Here is a 14,895-nt window from a genome sequence, read left to right as displayed (position 1 = left end):
CAGCGGGAGAGGGGGACCATCCGCCGGAGAGCGGATGGTGGAGAGGGAAGGCCACCGCACTGCCGCTGGCTCGCCCTTCCCACCGCCCGCTCTTCGGCGTGCGGTCCCCCCTTCCCATCGAATGGGAAGGGAAGTGGGAACGCGCCGACCTGTGTCAGCTGATCTTCGCCGCGATCTGCTCGGCCAGCGTCTTCAGCTCGGCCATGTCGGCCATGCCGCCCTCGCCGTGGCGGCCAAGCGGCGCGCCGTCCCAGCGCGGGATGATGTGGAAATGCAGGTGGAAGATGGTCTGGCCGGCCACGGCGCCGTTGAACTGGGTGACCACGACGCCGTCCGGGTTGAGGGCGGCGCGCACCGCGCGGGCCACCCGCTGCACCCCCAGGATCAGCGGGCCCAGCACGTCGGGCGCCTCGTCCAGCAGGTTGCGCGCGCTCGAGTGCTTGGGGATCACCAGGGTGTGGCCCCTGGCCTGGGGAAAGACATCCATGAAGGCCAGCACATGGTCGTCCTCGAACACGCGGGCGGCGGGCGCCTCGCCGCGCAGGATCTTGGCGAAGATGTTGCCCTGGTCGTAAGCGCCGTCCAAGCTCATGGCCTCGTCTCCTTGGGTGTCGCAGGCGTCGTAGCAAATCGGTCGGGAGGGTGGAACGATGGCGGAGAAGCAGGTGTCGGCCACGCTGGAGGCCCACGGCCTCACCGAACGGCAGAAGAAGTGGTTCGCCTCGGTGCAGGCGAGCCTGGAACGCGACACCGGCAAGACGCTCGAGCAGTGGGTCACCATCGCCCACACCTGCCCCGAGACCAAGCCGCGGGCCCGCGCCCAGTGGCTGAAGGACAACTACGGCTTGCTGCAGAACCGCGCCATGTACGTGCTGTCGGAGGCCTTTCCGGCCGCCAACGGCTGGGACGAGCCCCAGGCCCTGCGCGAGGCGCTGTGGACCGACCCGGGCTCGCGGGCGATCTTCGAGGCGGTGCAGGCGGCGGCCGCCGCCCTCCCCGGCGCGATCATCGGCCAGCGCAAGGCCTTCACCGCCTTCTCGCGGGAATTCCAGTTCGCCGCGATCAAGCCGGTGAAGGGCGGCAAGGCCCTGCTGGGCCTCGCCATCGAGCCCGCCGCCGATCCCCGACTGCAGCCGCCGAAGACCGAGGGCTGGTCCGAGCGGCTGAAATCGAAGCTGCTGCTGGAGACCCCCGGCCAGGTGGACGCCTCGGTGGCGGCCCTGCTGAAGCAGGCGTGGGAGAAGAGCTAGCCTTCCTTTCCCGCGCAGCGGGAGAGGGGGACCGCTCGCCGAAGAGCGAGCGGTGGAGAGGGTAGGCGGCCGGCATGGCGCATCGGACAACCACACTCATCGCCAACCGATCGCGGGCGCTGCGCAAGAGCATGACCGAGCCCGAGATCATGCTCTGGTCCAAACTGAAGGGTCGGGGCCGAGGACAGCCGATCTTCCGCCGTCAGTTCGCCTATCGATCCATGATCTTCGATTTCTATTGCCCCGCGGCGAAGCTGGCCGTGGAGATCGACGGCGCCACACATTGGGACGAGGAAAAACGCGCAAAGGACGAGGCGCGTGACGCCTGGCAGGCGCGTCAGGGGATCGAGGTGATGCGCCTTGGCGCCGGGCACGTCTATTCGAACCTAAGCCAGGCGGCGGACGCGGTGATCTTGCGGGCCCTCGCGCTGAGCGCGAGGTCCTAGGCTCTGCTGCGGCTTACCCTCTCCACCATCGGCTCTTCGGCCGATGGTCCCCCTCTCCCGCTTCGCGGGAGAGGAAGTGGCGCCCTATCCCCCCTTCCGGAACGGCGAATATTCCTCGGTCAGCCATTCGATCTCGGATTCCACGCCGAGCCGTTCGCGCGCCAGGAAGGCCTCCACCGGCGCGCGCAGCGCCGGGTCGGCGATGTAGTGGGCCGAATAGACCGGCGTGGGCAGGTAGCCGCGGGCGATCTTGTGCTGGCCTTGCGCGCCGGCCTCGACGCGCGGCAGGCGCTGCGCGATCGCCCAGTCGATGGCCTGGTAGTAGCAGAGCTCGAAGTGCAGGAACGGGACCTCCTCGATACAGCCCCAGTGGCGGCCGTAGAGGCAGTCGTCGCCGATCAGGTTCAGGGCGCCGGCGATCCAGCGCCCGTCGCGCCGGGCCAGGATCAGCAGCACCCGCTCGGCCATCGTCTCGCCGAGCCTCGAGAAGAAGGCCCGGGTCAGATAGGGCCGGCCCCACTTGCGCGACCCGGTGTCGACGTAGAACCGGAAGAAGGCGTCCCAGTGCTCCTCGCCGATCTCAGCCCCGGTGAGCGAGACCACCTCCACCTCGGCCACCGCGTCGCGGCGCTCGCGCCGGATGGTCTTGCGGCGTCCCGACGACAGCGCGCCCAGGAAGTCCTCGAAGCTGGCGTAGCCGGCATTCTGCCAATGGTATTGCTGGCCCTCCCGCAGGCCGAAGCCCTGCTCGCCCAGCCAGCGCCATTCGTCCTCGGGCGGGAAGTTCACGTGGAAGGACGAGGCGCCGTGGCGCTCGCACAGGGTCAGCGCCCCGCCGGTCAAGAGCCGCCAGCCTTCTCGGGCGTCGACGCCGGGCCGCACCAGCAGGCGCGGTCCCGTCGCCGGGGTGAACGGCGCGGCCGACAGCAGCTTTGGATAGTACTGGCCGCCGGCCCGCTCGTAGGCGTCGGCCCAGGCGTGGTCGAAGACGTATTCGCCCTGGCTGTGGGACTTCAGATAGAGCGGCATGACGGCGGCGACCTGCCCCGTCTCGTCCTCCACCGCCAGGTGCTGCGGGCCCCAGCCGGTGCGCTCGACCGCGCAGCCGGCGGCCTCCAGGGCGTGCAGGAAATCGTAGTGCAGGAACGGATAGCCGGCGTAGGCGGGGTTCTGGGCGCAGGCGTCCCAGGCCTCGCGCCCGATCTCGGCGATGCGGCGGCAGACCTTGACCGCCGGCGTCAGGGTCACGCCCAAGCTCCTAGCAAGGGCGGAAGCCCTCGAAGATCAGGTTGTCGCAGCCCTCGCGGACCTGGTCCCACTGCTCCGGCTTGCGCACCGTCCAGGCGACGACCGGCAGGCCCTGGGCGCGGTAGCGCGCCGCCGCGCCGCTGGGCAGCATGTCGAGGCCGAGCGCCAGGAAGTGCGGCTTGGCGATGGCCACGTGCTCGAGGTTGGCGAAGGCCCGGCGCTGCGCCTCGCTCATGTGCGGCGCGCGATCGTAGGAATAGCTGTCGAGGCCGCGCAGCACGCCGGGGAAACGCTCGGCGAACCAGGCGTGGGAATAGGGATTGAAGCCGATCACGCAGACCGGGCCGGCGTGATCGATGAGGATCTCGTGCACCCGCTGCTCCAGCGGCCCGACGTGGCCGAAGGGCGTCTTCAACTCCACGTGCACCATGGCCCGGCGGCCGACCAGGGCGAGCGTCTCGGCCAGGGTCGGGATGGCTTCGTCGCTGTCCTTGAGGCGCAGCTCGGCGAGCTCGGCGGCCGTGCGGTCGCAGAGCCGGCCCTGCGCACCGGTCATCCGCGTCAGGTCCTCGTCGTGGAAGACCATGGCCTCGCCATCGGCCGAGAGCTGGACGTCGAGTTCGATGCCGTAGCCGGCCGCGCATGCCGCCTGGAAGGCGCCCAGCGAATTCTCCGGCGGCCCATCCGGCGCCCAGAGGCCGCGGTGCGCCACCGCGGGCGCGAACAGCAGGTCCCAGGCTTCGCCGAAGCGCGTCTTCACGACACCGACACCACCGCGTCGACCTCGACGGCGAAGTTCATCGGCAGGCGATAGACGCCCACCGCCGAGCGGGCATGACGGCCGGTCTCGCCGAACACCTCGACCATCAGGTCGGACGCCCCGTTCAACACCTTGGGAATATCGAAGAAGCCGGGCCCGGCCTGGACGAAGCCGTTCAGCTTGACCACCTGCTTCACCCGGCCGAGGTGGCCGTGGCAGGCCGCCTTCATCTGGGCCAGCAGGGAGAGGCCGCAGAGCCGCGCCGCCTGCCGGCCGGTCTCCAGGTCGACGTCCTCGCCCACCACGCCGCGGATCCCGCCCGAGGCGTCGAGGGAGACCTGGCCGGAGATGTGGATCAGCTCGCCCACCCGGACGAACGGCACATAGTTGGCGACGGGGGCGTTGGGCTCGGGCAGCGTGATCCCGAGCTCCGCGAGGCGGTCTTCGATCTGCGACATGGGCGAACCTCTAGCTCCCGCCCGCGCAAGAGAAAAGGCCCGGACCTTGCGGTCCGGGCCTCTCGATCGTTCGCGTCGCCGCGTCGGATGCTTAGCGCGTCGCCTGCAGCTTGCTGACCGTGTCGCTGACGCGCTCGTTGAGCGGCTGGACGGTGGCCTTGAAGGAGGCCTGGAAGGTCTCCGTCATCTTGCCGAGTTCGCTGACGTAGGTCTCGAAGGCGCCCTTGGCGAAGGCCGTCTGCAGCTCGAAGAGCTCCTGCGGGGTCTTGGCGCCGGCCAGCGCCTTGGCGGCGGCAGCCTGGGTCTCGAAGGCCGACTTGGTATAGGCCATGGCCTGCGCGCCCAGCGCTTCCGCGCCCTTGGTGGCCGCGGTGACGGAGGCCACGACGGCCTCCAGGTTCTTCTTGGAATGGGTGTTGGCCTCGCTCACGGCGGCCAGGGTCTTCTCGACACCGTCCTTGAAGGCGGTGTTCGCAGCGGTGGTGATTTGTTCGACGGTCGCTTCAGCGGCCTTGGCGGCCTTGGCTTCCGGCTTCAGGGTTTCAGCAGCAGCGTCCATGCGTCGCGTCCTTGGGTTTGCGGGCGGCGAGATCGCCGCGATGCGATATCCAGCTAGGGATTTCCCGACTTCGCAGTCGGTGTCTCATGCTGCACTGCAGCAGTCAAGTGAATTTTGTTGCACTGCACAATGACGAAAGCGTGACCGCCCCACCGCGACAATCGGACCCGTTCAACCCCTTGTTTACTCTACCGCAACCGTCGCAGTGTGATGGTAGAGGGATTCAAGGGCGGCCCGGATGTTGCAGGGCCGTTCGTAACGTTGAGATTCGACGGACGAAAGCATGATCCAGCACGCCCGCCGCCTTGTTGTGTCCCTCGGTTTGGCCGCCGCTACCTTGCTCGCGGTCACCCCACCGGCGGCTCAGGCGCAGATTCCCTATTTCCGCGAGATCCTCGCGGCGCGCGAGAACCGCTATGCGGCGATCGTCGTCGACGCCAAGTCCGGCGAGGTGCTCTACGACAAGCACGCCGATGCGCCGCGCTATCCGGCCTCGATCACCAAGGTGATGACCCTCTATCTCACCTATGAGGCGCTCGCGTCGGGCAAGCTGCACCTCGACGACCGCGTCGTGTTCTCGCCCCATGCCGCGGCGCAGGCGCCCACCAAGCTCGGCGTTCGTCCGGGGGATTCCATCAGCGTGGCGGACGCGATCCAGGGTATGACCACTCTGTCGGCGAACGACGCCGCGGTGGCCATGGCCGAGAAGCTGGGCGGCAGCGAGAGCCGCTTCGCCGCCCTGATGACCCTGCGCGCCCAGGAGCTGGGCATGCAGAACACCCATTTCGCCAACGCCAACGGCCTGCCCGACAGCCGCAACCTGTCGACGGCGCGGGACATCGCCATCCTGTCGCGGGCGGCGATGCGGGATTACCCGCAATATTACCACTACTTCAGCCAGACCTCGTTCACCTTCCGCGGCCGCTACATCCCCAACCACAACCACCTGCTGACCGGTGTGCCCGGGGTCGACGGCCTGAAGACCGGCTTCACCAACGCCTCGGGCTTCAACATTGCGATCTCAGGCGTTCGCGACGGCCGACGCCTCATCGTCGTGGTGCTGGGCGGCCCGACGCGGGTGTCGCGCGATCAGAACGCCGAGGACCTGCTGCTGACCGGCTTCGACGTCATGAAGCGCCGCGGCATGGGCGAACGGCTGACCATCGCCCAGAACCTGCATGAGCCGGTTCCCACCGGCCCGGTGATCCGCCCGCCCTCCGAACAGGGCGACGGCGACCAGGACGCGCTGAAGATCGAGCTGACCTCGGCCCCGCCGCCGCGGGCCAAGCTCCAGGTCCAACCGGCGCGGGGCAAGCACGCCCGCCGCGGCGAGGACTGGTCGGTGCAGGTCGGCGAGTTCCGCAGCCACGCCGACGCCAAGGAGCAGATCGCCCTGGTGAAGAAGAAGTTCGGCGAGCATTTCGACAGCGCCCAGGGCGCGGCCGAGAAGCAGGGCCGCCGCTACAAGGCGGTGTTCACCGGCTTCTCCTCGGAGTCCGAAGCCAAGGGCGCCTGCCACGCGCTGAAGGCGCGGCGCCTGGCCTGCGCGGTGCTCGGCGCGAGCTGAGCCCCGCCCATCGAGAGAACACGAGCCCCGGAGCTCCGCCTCCGGGGCTTTTTCTTTCAGCCTATTTCGGCAGCAACCGGTCGCGGGCGGCGTTGAGCTGGCTGGCGAGGCCGGAGGTGCCGCCCTTGTCCGGATGGGCCATGCGCATCAGCCGCGTATAGGCCGCCTGGATCTCCGCGGCGCTGGCGTCGGCGCCGACGCCGAGGATCGAGCGGGCCTCCTCGGCGCTCATCGGCTCGCGCAGGGAGCTCGGCGCCGGCGCGCGACGACGCAGGTTGACCCGCGCCGAGCCCATCAGGCTGACGGCCACGCCCAGCAGCAGCACCGCCGGGATCCAGGCCTCGCGGAAGGCCAGATAGGCCGCCCCCGTCAGGGTGGCGATCGAGGTCGCCGCGGAGATGAAGCGCCACTCGCGGCGGATGCGGAGCGGCTTGCCGGACCGGCCGACGGTGACCAGCACCAGGAGGACGAGGCAGCCCAGGATGAGGAAGATCATCGCCTATTCTGCGGCGATCGACTCGACCTCGGCAAATCCGGAAAGGCCGAGCGCGCTCATCAGGGCGCGAAGCTCCTGGCGCGCCGCCACGTGCTGCAGCGACATCGCCACGGGCCGGATGGCCGGCGACAGGTCGGCGATGGTCAGGCCGAACGGGAACAGCTCGCGGTAGATGACCCGGTCCCTGAGGCCCGGCCCCACCCGGAAGCCGACCTTGCGGGAGAGCGCCTGCACCCGCTCGTCCAGGCGCTTGCGGTTGCGCGCCTCGGTGGGCGCCAGGCGGTTTCGCAGCACCACCCAGTCGATCATCTTGCGGTCGACGGCGGCCCGCTGCTTGCGGCAGTCCCAGACGGTGTCGGCATAGAGGCTGTGGCGCGTCACCTCGAGGGTGACCGGGTCGACCACGCCCAGCATGTCGAAGTCCACGAAGCTGTCGTTCATCGGGGTGACGATCAGGTCGGCGCGCGCGTGCGCCGCGCGGCTGACGGCGGTGTCGCTGCCGGGGGTGTCGATGAGCACGAAATCGGCGGTCTCGCGCGCCTCGGCGAAGGCGTCCGCGAAGCGCCGGTCGGCGTCCTCGCCCACGGCCACGGCATACTCCGCCGGCATCGGAGCCTGCGCGCCGTTGGCGGCCAGCCAGGCGCGGCGGTTCGCGAAGAAGTGGGCCATCGACTGCTGGCGCAGGTCGAGATCGATCACGGCCACGCGCGCCCCGCCGTGCAGCAGGGCCACGGCGGTGTGGATGGCGATGGTGGACTTGCCCGCCCCGCCCTTCTCGTTGCCGACCACGATGACGCTGGCCTGAGGCATCTCAAGAACTCCGATTCACGAGGCGCTAGGTTGACCCTGCGCCGCCCCGCCGCGTCAACGCGGCCAGATGACTCTGGCTGTGGATGGACTTGGGCGCGCCCGCTCGTCATAAGCGCGCGCCATGAGTTCGACGTCGCCGCCTATCGTCCGCACCGTGGCCGAACTCCGCGCCCGCGTCGGCGCCTGGCGCGCCGCCGGCGAACGGGTCGGCTTCACGCCGACCATGGGCGCCCTGCACGAGGGACACCTCTCCCTGGTGCGGCTGGCCAAGGCCAAGGCCGCGCGCGCCGTGGTCTCGATCTTCGTCAACCCCACCCAGTTCGCGCCGCACGAGGACTTCGCGGCCTATCCCCGCAACGAAGCGCGCGACGCCGAGTTGCTGGCCAGCGTCGGCTGCGACCTCATCTATGCGCCAACCGCCGCGGAGATGTATCCGCCGGGATTCGCCACCACGGTCACCGTGGCCGGCGTCTCGGAGCCCCTGGACGGCGCGGCGCGGCCCGGCCATTTCGCGGGCGTCGCGACCGTGGTGACCAAGCTCATCCTGCAGTGCGGGCCCGACGTCGCCGTGTTCGGCGAGAAGGACTACCAGCAGCTGCTGGTCATCCGCCGGCTGGTCGCCGACCTGGATATCCCCGTGGAGATCCTGGGCGCGCCGATCGCCCGCGCGTCGGATGGCGTCGCCCTGTCCTCGCGCAACGCCTACCTGACCGAGGCCGAACGGCCGATCGCGGCCGAACTGCACGGCGCCCTGGCCGCGGCCGTGGAGGCGCTGCGGGCGGGACGCCCGGTGGCCGAGGCGGAGGTCCGCGCGGCGGCGCGCCTCTCCGCCGCGGGCTTCGCGCGCGTCGACTATGTGGAGGTGCGGGGTGCGGGCGATCTGGCCCGACTCGGCCCCGGTCCAATCCGGCCTCCGGCGCGGGTGCTGGGAGCCGCGGTGCTCGGCAAGACGCGGCTGATCGACAACCTGGCGGTCTGAGGCCCATGAGCTTCAGTGTGGCGCGTTGCCGCATGGCCGAGCTTACGACGCGACCCGGCGCGCAGGGGATATGGGGTTCGTCGCGGCGCTGAAGCTCGCGCTACGGTCGAGCTACGATGGCAACGATCTCGATGGCTTAACTTCGCCCACGGTTAAGCTGGTCAATAGCGCCGTTCGCTCAAATGGAGCGAAAGCTTGACCATTCAGATCATCTAGTCCGGCGCTGCATGGCAAAGCTATGCGACATCTTGCCAGAACCGAACCTTAAGCTTGCTGCGGCTATGGTCCCGCTAGCGCGTCCAGGGGGGCGTGCGCGTCAGCACCGGACCACCCCATGTCCTACCTGAAGTACGACGGCACGACGGCTGCGGCGTCGGCCGATCCAGTCTCCAACCTCTACGGCACGCCGGCTGCGGAGACCCTGACGGGCACGGCCTTGGCGGAATCGCTCTGGGGCCAGGGCGGCGACACCATGGTCGGGGGCGCTGGCGACGACACGTACTACCTGCAGGATCCAGCCGACAAGATCGTCGAGCAGCCGGGCGGGGGCGTCGACACGGTGGTCGCCTGGCAGGACGTCAACCTCAAGAATTACGCAAACGTCGAGAACGTGAAGATCGACGGCGGCGGGCTCTATGCGGCGGGCGACGGCCACGACAACATCGTCTACGCGGGCTCAGGCGCCGAACAGCTCTACGGCGGCGGCGGCCAGGACGTGCTGGTGGCGGGCTCGGGCCCGGACACCTTCATCGTCGTCAAGGGCGAGGGCGACGACGCCATCTACGGCTTCAAGGCGGCAAGCGACATGGTCCGGCTGTCGGCCGGGTTCACCACCTTCGCCCAGGTCCAGTCGGCGATGACCCAGGTGGGCGCCGACGTGAAGATCGACTTCGGCGGCGGCGATGGCGTGGTCCTGCGCAACATCCAGGCGAGCGCCCTGACGGCTGCCAATTTCGAGCTTCAGCTGGACACCTCCAAGCTGGGCGCGATGACCTTCCACGACGAGTTCTCGAGCCCGCTGTCGATCTGGAACGCCACCTACAATCCGACCGGGACGTGGCGTCCGGACTTCGGCTACCAGGGTCCCGACGGCGTTGGCTCCTACACGCTCGGCAGCAACGGCGAGAAGCAAATCTATACGTCGCCCTACTACCGCGACCACAATGGCGACTTCAGCGGGAGCCCATTCCAGTCGAACAGCGACGGGACGCTGTCGATCGTCGCCCGGCCGTCCACCAACTCCGAGCTGTTCGGCTACAACTACACATCCGGGATGATCTCCACGAAGGAGAGCTTCTCCCAGACCTACGGCTACTTCGAGATGCGCGCCGAGCTGCCGCAGGCGGCCGGCGGCTGGCCGGCCTTCTGGCTCGTCCCCGCCGACGGCTCCTGGCCGCCCGAGCTCGACGTCATGGAGACCCTGACGGCCGATCCGAACCTCGACCACACCACCGCCCACTCCCAGTCCACCGGCAGCCACACCTCGGTGGCCGCGGCGAACTTCATTCCCGACACCGCCACCGGCTTCCACACCTACGGGGTGCTTTGGACCGCCACCGATCTCGTCTGGTACGTCGACGGCGTGGAGGTGTTCCACGCCGCCACCCCCGCCGACATGAACAAGCCGATGTACATGATCGCCAACCTGGCGCTCGGCGGCTGGGGCGGGACCATCGACAACAGCCAGATGCCGGAGGAGATGCGGATCGATTACATCCGGGCCTATGGGCTGGGCAGCCTCACCGGCTCGGCCACCACCAGCCTCTCGCCGCCGGCGTCACCGCCGCCGGTGTCACCCCCGCCTGTCAGCCCTCCGCCGCCGCCCGTCAGCCCGCCGCCGGTCTCGCCGCCCCCGGTGTCGCCGCCGGGCGATCCGAACGTGGGCCATGTGGTGGCTTCCCCCGGCTATGGCTCGATCCTGGTGGGCGGCGCGGGCGCCGACACCCTGGTCTCCGACAACGGCGGGGAGACCATGACCGGTGGCGCCGGCGCCGATGTCTTCTCGTTCCCGACCAACCCCTGGACGCCCACCCACATCACCGACTTCCAGGTGGGCGTCGACCGCGTGGATATCTCGGCGCTCTACACCGACGGCTACCGCGGAACCGACCCGGTCGCCGACGGCTATGTGCAGTTCTTCTCCGACGGAGCCGGCGGCGCCAAGGTGCTGGTGGACTTCGACGGCCCGGCGGGGACGCCCCACACGGCCTATGTGTTCAACCTCGACAACGTCGCCCCGGATCACCTGACCGCCGCCCAGGTGTTCGGCGGCGCGGGTTCCGGCTCGGCGGCCTCCCCGCCCCCGCCGGTCAGCCCGCCGCCGGTTTCGCCTCCGCCCGTGAGCCCGCCCCCGGTCTCTCCGCCCCCCGTCTCCCCGCCGCCCCCCGCGGCGGGCGGCGGCGGCGGGTCGACCGGCGTGACGGCCCCGACTGACCAGACGCTCATCGGCCACGCCGGCGGGTCGACCCTGCAGGGCGGCGCCGGCGACGACAGCATCACCGGGGTCGATGGGAACAACTACCTGCGCGGCGGCGCGGGCAACGACTCCATCCAGGGCGGCCCCGGGTTCAACGACATCAACGGCAACCAGGGCGACGACACCATTGTCGGCTTCTCCAACGTCGGCGACTGGCTGGTCGGCGGCCAGGGCAATGACATGATCGTCAGCCACGGCACGGGCGACATCCTCTATGGAAACCTCGGGAACGACACCCTGATCGGCGGCTCCGGCGCGCAGATCCTGCGCGGTGGCCAGGGCGACGATTCCATCATCGCCGGTTTCGGCGCCGACTGGATCAGCGGCGACCGCGGCAACGACACCATCCAGGCCGGCGCCGGGCCCGACACCTTCCACACCTTCTCGGGCGCGGGGATGGACCGCGTCCTCGGCTTCGACGCGGCCAAGGGCGACCACGTGCAGCTCGATCCGGGAACCCACTTCACGGTCAGCCAGGTGGGCGCCGATACGGTCATCGACATGGGCAATGGCGACCAGATGACCCTGGTCGGCGTGCAGGAATCGACCCTGCCGCCCGGATGGATCTTCGGCGCCTGACGTCGCCTACGGCCCAGCCTGCGACCGGCCGCCACACTCAAGGCGGCGGGCCGTCGCACCTGGCGCGGCCGGACGTCGCGGCGTACCGGCGTTATCTGCGTCAGGCCGCCACACTCAAGCCGTGACACGGCGCCACAGTAGAGGTGTGCGGATCCGCGCAGCCAAGCGCTTGCAAGCGCTACTTTAGATGATTGTTATAGCAGCGCTTTTTATCCTGTTTCAGCGCGGACATTCAGCCGCTTAGGGCCCTTGCGCTAGAGCTTGCGGCCGGTCGAGGTCCGGCGCCGGAGCGGCCCGGCGTGAGCCATACCGCCGTTCGCCGTCCTGACCGCGTGCGACATCTGGGGGTGGTGTGCGGCGCGGCGCGCTCAAGCAATTTCCCGTCGTCGCGAGCGTCGAGGCCGCGACTTAAGCGGCCCTGCCGCCGACCTCAAGGACGGGAAGACCGACACCATGAGCTACCTGAAGTACGACGGCTCCGCCGCCGGCGAATCGAGCACGCCGGTCGCCAACCTGTACGGCGCGCCGGGCGCGGAGACCCTGACCGGGACCGCGGCGGCGGAATCGCTGTGGGGCCAGGGCGGCGACACCATGGTCGGGGGCGCCGGCGACGACACCTACTACCTGCAGGACGCGGCCGACAAGATCGTCGAGCAGCCGGGCGGGGGGACGGACACCTTGGTGGCCTGGCAGAGCGTCAGCCTGACCAACTACGCCAATGTCGAGAACCTGAAGATCGACGGCGGCGGCATCTACGCGGCGGGCGATGCCCACGACAACATCGTCTACGCGGGCTCGGGCGCCGAGCAGATCTACGGCGGCGGCGGCCAGGACGTGCTGGTCGGAGGCTCGGGCCCGGACACCTTCATCGTCGTCAAGGGTGAGGGTAACGACGCCATCTACGGCTTCAAGACCGCCAGCGACGTGGTGCGGCTTTCGGCCGGCTATTCGAGCTTCTCCGACGTCCAGGCGCACATGACCCAGGTTGGCGCGGATGTGAGGATCGACCTCGGCGGGACCGACGGTGTCATCCTGCACGGCGTGCAGGCCTCGCAACTGACGGCCGCGAACTTTGCGCTGCAGATCGACCCGACCAAGGTCGGGGCGATGACCTTCCACGACGAGTTCTCGAGCCCGCTGTCGATCTGGAACGCCACCTACAATCCGACCGGGACGTGGCGTCCCGACTACGGCTACCAGGGCGCGGACGGCGTCGGCTCCTACACCCTGCCCGGCAACGGCGAGAAGCAGATCTACACCTCGCCCTACTACCGCGACCACAACGGCGACTTCAGCGAGAGCCCGTTCCAGTCGAACAGCGACGGCACCCTGTCGATCGTCGCCCGGCCGTCCACCAATTCGGAGCTGTTCGGTTACAACTACACCTCAGGCATGATCTCCACGAAGGAGAGCTTCGCCCAGACCTATGGCTACTTCGAGATGCGCGCCGAGCTGCCCCAGGCGGCCGGCGGCTGGCCGGCCTTCTGGCTGGTGCCGGCCGACGGCTCCTGGCCGCCCGAGCTCGACGTCATGGAGACCCTGACCAACGATCCGCACGCGGACCACACCACCTGGCACTCCGGGCTCGGGGGCGTGCACACCCAGAACGGCATCGCCTCCTTCATTCCCGACACGGCCTCGGGCTTCCACACCTATGGCGTGCTTTGGACCGCCACCGACCTCGTCTGGTACGTCGACGGCGTGGAGGTGTTTCACCAGGCGACGCCTTCCGACATGAACAAGCCGATGTACATGATCGCCAACCTGGCGCTCGGCGGCTGGGGCGGGACGATCGACAACAGCCAGATGCCGGAGGAGATGCGGATCGACTACATCCGCGCCTACGGGCTGGGCAACGGAACCACCTCGGGCCTGACCACGGTCAGCCCTCCGGCCGCCTCCCCGCCTCCGGTAAGCGCGCCTGCGGCCCCGCCCCCGCCCGTCTCGCCGCCGCCGGCTGCGGCGGGTCAGACGCTGACCTCGCATGGCTATGGCTCGACCCTGGTGGGCGGCGCGGGCGCCGACACCCTGACGTCTAACCAGGGCGGCGAGACCATGACGGGCGGCGCTGGCGCGGACGTGTTCGCCATCCACGAGAAGCCCTGGACGCCCGTCCACATCACCGACTTCCAGGTGGGCGTCGACAAGCTCGACTTCTCCGGCCTCTACGTGGACGGCTACAAGGGCTCCGAGCCGATCGCCGACGGCTATGTGAAGCTGTTCGACGACGGTAATGGCGGGACCAAGGTGCTGGTCGACCTCGACGGCCCGGCCTCGGGCCACCCCTGGCCCGACTACATCGTCAACCTCGACCATGTGGCGCCCGGCCAGCTCACCGCCGCGAACCTGTTCGGCAGCGCGACCGCGGTTTCGCCGCCGCCCGCGACCACGCCGGCCGCCCCGCCGCCCCCCGTGTCGCCCCCGGCGGTCGCGCCCGGGGTGGCCGTGACCTCGCAAGGCTACGGCTCGACGCTGGCCGGCGGCGCCGGCGCCGACACCCTGACGTCCAACCAGGGCGGCGAGACCATGACCGGCGGAGCCGGGGCCGATGTCTTCGCGATCCACGAGAAGCCCTGGACGCCGGTCCACATCAGCGACTTCCAGGTGGGCGTCGACAGGCTCGACTTCTCCGGCCTCTACGTGGACGGCTACAAGGGCTCCGATCCGATCGCGGACGGCTATGTGAAACTGTTCGACGACGGCAATGGCGGAACCAAGGTGCTGGTCGACCTCGACGGCCCGGCCTCGGGCCATCCCTGGCCCGACTACATCGTCAACCTCGACCACGTGGCGCCAGGCCAGCTCACCGCGGCCAATCTGTTCGGCGGCGCGAGCGCCACGGCTTCACCGCCGCCTCCGGGCGCGCCGCCGGTGGTGCCCGGCGTGGCGCTGACCTCGGCGTTCGTCGGCGACACCCTGACCGGCGGGGCGGGCGCCGACACCCTCAACGCCAGCCGCGGCCAGGACCTGCTGACCGGCGGGGCGGGGAACGACCACTTCGTGTTCTCCGACGTGCCCTGGGCCCCGGCCCAGATCACCGACTTCACCCACGGCCAGGACGTGCTCGACCTGAGGGGCGTGTTCGCCCACTCCAACTACTCCGGCAATGACCCGGTCGCCGACCACTACCTGAGCTTCATCTCCGACGGCCAGGGCGGGACCACCGTGCTGTTCGACGCCGACGGCCCCGGCACGGCCCAGCAGTGGGGCCTCAACATCATCCACCTGCAGCACGTCGATCCCACCACCATCACCAGCGCCGACTGG

General features: G+C 69.6%; 13 protein-coding genes. 6 read left to right on the top strand and 7 right to left on the bottom strand.

Annotated features, from left to right (window positions below):
• Window positions 1-154 precede the first annotated feature (154 nt).
• Window positions 155-592: an HIT family protein gene (locus tag VGT80_RS06115; RefSeq protein ID WP_327453878.1), complete on the bottom strand. Its 438-nt coding sequence runs from the start codon at window positions 590-592 to the stop codon at window positions 155-157.
• Window positions 593-650: 58 nt separating this feature from the next.
• On the opposite strand from VGT80_RS06115, the gene VGT80_RS06110 reads away from it, so the two are divergent.
• Complete coding sequence (locus VGT80_RS06110; protein WP_327453876.1) at window positions 651-1,250, top strand: DUF4287 domain-containing protein; 600 nt, start codon at window positions 651-653, stop codon at window positions 1,248-1,250.
• Window positions 1,251-1,324: 74 nt separating this feature from the next.
• Window positions 1,325-1,696, top strand: a complete 372-nt coding sequence (locus tag VGT80_RS06105; RefSeq protein ID WP_327453874.1) for an endonuclease domain-containing protein — start codon at window positions 1,325-1,327, stop codon at window positions 1,694-1,696.
• A gap of 84 nt (window positions 1,697-1,780) precedes the next feature.
• Here the strand turns inward: VGT80_RS06105 and VGT80_RS06100 are convergent, their stop codons facing one another.
• From VGT80_RS06100 to VGT80_RS06085, 4 genes are all read right to left on the bottom strand, one after another.
• The gene (locus VGT80_RS06100) at window positions 1,781-2,944 is read right to left on the bottom strand and encodes a GNAT family N-acetyltransferase (RefSeq protein ID WP_327453872.1); all 1,164 of its coding nucleotides are present in this window, start codon (window positions 2,942-2,944) and stop codon (window positions 1,781-1,783) included.
• Window positions 2,945-2,954: 10 nt separating this feature from the next.
• On the bottom strand, window positions 2,955-3,704 hold the full coding sequence (locus VGT80_RS06095; RefSeq protein ID WP_327453870.1) for a glycerophosphodiester phosphodiesterase: 750 nt from the start codon (window positions 3,702-3,704) through the stop codon (window positions 2,955-2,957).
• Complete coding sequence (locus tag VGT80_RS06090; protein WP_327453868.1) at window positions 3,701-4,162, bottom strand: RidA family protein; 462 nt, start codon at window positions 4,160-4,162, stop codon at window positions 3,701-3,703. The genes VGT80_RS06095 and VGT80_RS06090 overlap by 4 nt, the downstream gene beginning before the upstream one ends.
• Window positions 4,163-4,253: 91 nt before the next feature.
• Entirely contained in the window at window positions 4,254-4,721 is a 468-nt protein-coding gene (locus tag VGT80_RS06085) for a TIGR01841 family phasin (RefSeq protein ID WP_327453867.1), read from the bottom strand.
• 283 nt (window positions 4,722-5,004) lie between these two features.
• Between VGT80_RS06085 and VGT80_RS06080 the strand changes: the two genes are divergently transcribed.
• Window positions 5,005-6,288: a D-alanyl-D-alanine carboxypeptidase gene (locus VGT80_RS06080; RefSeq protein WP_327453866.1), complete on the top strand. Its 1,284-nt coding sequence runs from the start codon at window positions 5,005-5,007 to the stop codon at window positions 6,286-6,288.
• Between the two features lie 61 nt (window positions 6,289-6,349).
• Here the strand turns inward: VGT80_RS06080 and VGT80_RS06075 are convergent, their stop codons facing one another.
• Window positions 6,350-6,784 (bottom strand): J domain-containing protein, encoded by a 435-nt coding sequence (locus VGT80_RS06075; protein WP_327453865.1) that lies wholly within the window; start codon window positions 6,782-6,784, stop codon window positions 6,350-6,352.
• 3 nt (window positions 6,785-6,787) lie between these two features.
• Complete coding sequence (locus VGT80_RS06070) at window positions 6,788-7,594, bottom strand: division plane positioning ATPase MipZ (protein ID WP_327453864.1); 807 nt, start codon at window positions 7,592-7,594, stop codon at window positions 6,788-6,790.
• A gap of 121 nt (window positions 7,595-7,715) precedes the next feature.
• Here VGT80_RS06070 and panC point away from each other — a divergent pair, with 121 nt between their 5' ends.
• The 3 genes from panC to VGT80_RS06055 all read left to right on the top strand — a co-directional run.
• Window positions 7,716-8,573, top strand: coding sequence for a pantoate--beta-alanine ligase (gene panC / locus VGT80_RS06065; protein WP_327453862.1), 858 nt, complete (start codon window positions 7,716-7,718; stop codon window positions 8,571-8,573).
• Between the two features lie 334 nt (window positions 8,574-8,907).
• Window positions 8,908-11,628 carry a family 16 glycosylhydrolase gene (locus VGT80_RS06060; protein WP_327453861.1) on the top strand — a complete coding sequence of 907 codons (2,721 nt, stop codon included), beginning with the start codon at window positions 8,908-8,910 and terminating at the stop codon, window positions 11,626-11,628.
• A 453-nt stretch (window positions 11,629-12,081) separates the two neighbouring features.
• On the top strand, window positions 12,082-14,895 hold a 2,814-nt coding region (locus tag VGT80_RS06055; protein WP_327453860.1), incomplete at its 3' end, for a family 16 glycosylhydrolase.

The organism is Phenylobacterium sp., from assembly GCF_035944335.1.
GTDB lineage: Bacteria > Pseudomonadota > Alphaproteobacteria > Caulobacterales > Caulobacteraceae > Phenylobacterium.
The sequence above is the reverse complement of the archived record's forward strand: the minus strand, read 5'-3'. Positions and strand labels throughout refer to the sequence as shown.

Bases quoted from the DNA above. Each gene is read 5' to 3' on its own strand.
- VGT80_RS06085 (WP_327453867.1), bottom strand. From the start codon at position 4,721: ATGGACGCTGCTGCTGAAACCCTGAAGCCGGAAGCCAAGGCCGCCAAG.
- VGT80_RS06105 (WP_327453874.1), top strand. From the start codon at position 1,325: ATGGCGCATCGGACAACCACACTCATCGCCAACCGATCGCGGGCGCTG.
- panC (WP_327453862.1), top strand. From the start codon at position 7,716: ATGAGTTCGACGTCGCCGCCTATCGTCCGCACCGTGGCCGAACTCCGC.
- VGT80_RS06060 (WP_327453861.1), top strand. From the start codon at position 8,908: ATGTCCTACCTGAAGTACGACGGCACGACGGCTGCGGCGTCGGCCGAT.
- VGT80_RS06070 (WP_327453864.1), bottom strand. From the start codon at position 7,594: ATGCCTCAGGCCAGCGTCATCGTGGTCGGCAACGAGAAGGGCGGGGCG.
- VGT80_RS06110 (WP_327453876.1), top strand. From the start codon at position 651: ATGGCGGAGAAGCAGGTGTCGGCCACGCTGGAGGCCCACGGCCTCACC.
- VGT80_RS06075 (WP_327453865.1), bottom strand. From the start codon at position 6,784: ATGATCTTCCTCATCCTGGGCTGCCTCGTCCTCCTGGTGCTGGTCACC.
- VGT80_RS06080 (WP_327453866.1), top strand. From the start codon at position 5,005: ATGATCCAGCACGCCCGCCGCCTTGTTGTGTCCCTCGGTTTGGCCGCC.
- VGT80_RS06090 (WP_327453868.1), bottom strand. From the start codon at position 4,162: ATGTCGCAGATCGAAGACCGCCTCGCGGAGCTCGGGATCACGCTGCCC.
- VGT80_RS06115 (WP_327453878.1), bottom strand. From the start codon at position 592: ATGAGCTTGGACGGCGCTTACGACCAGGGCAACATCTTCGCCAAGATC.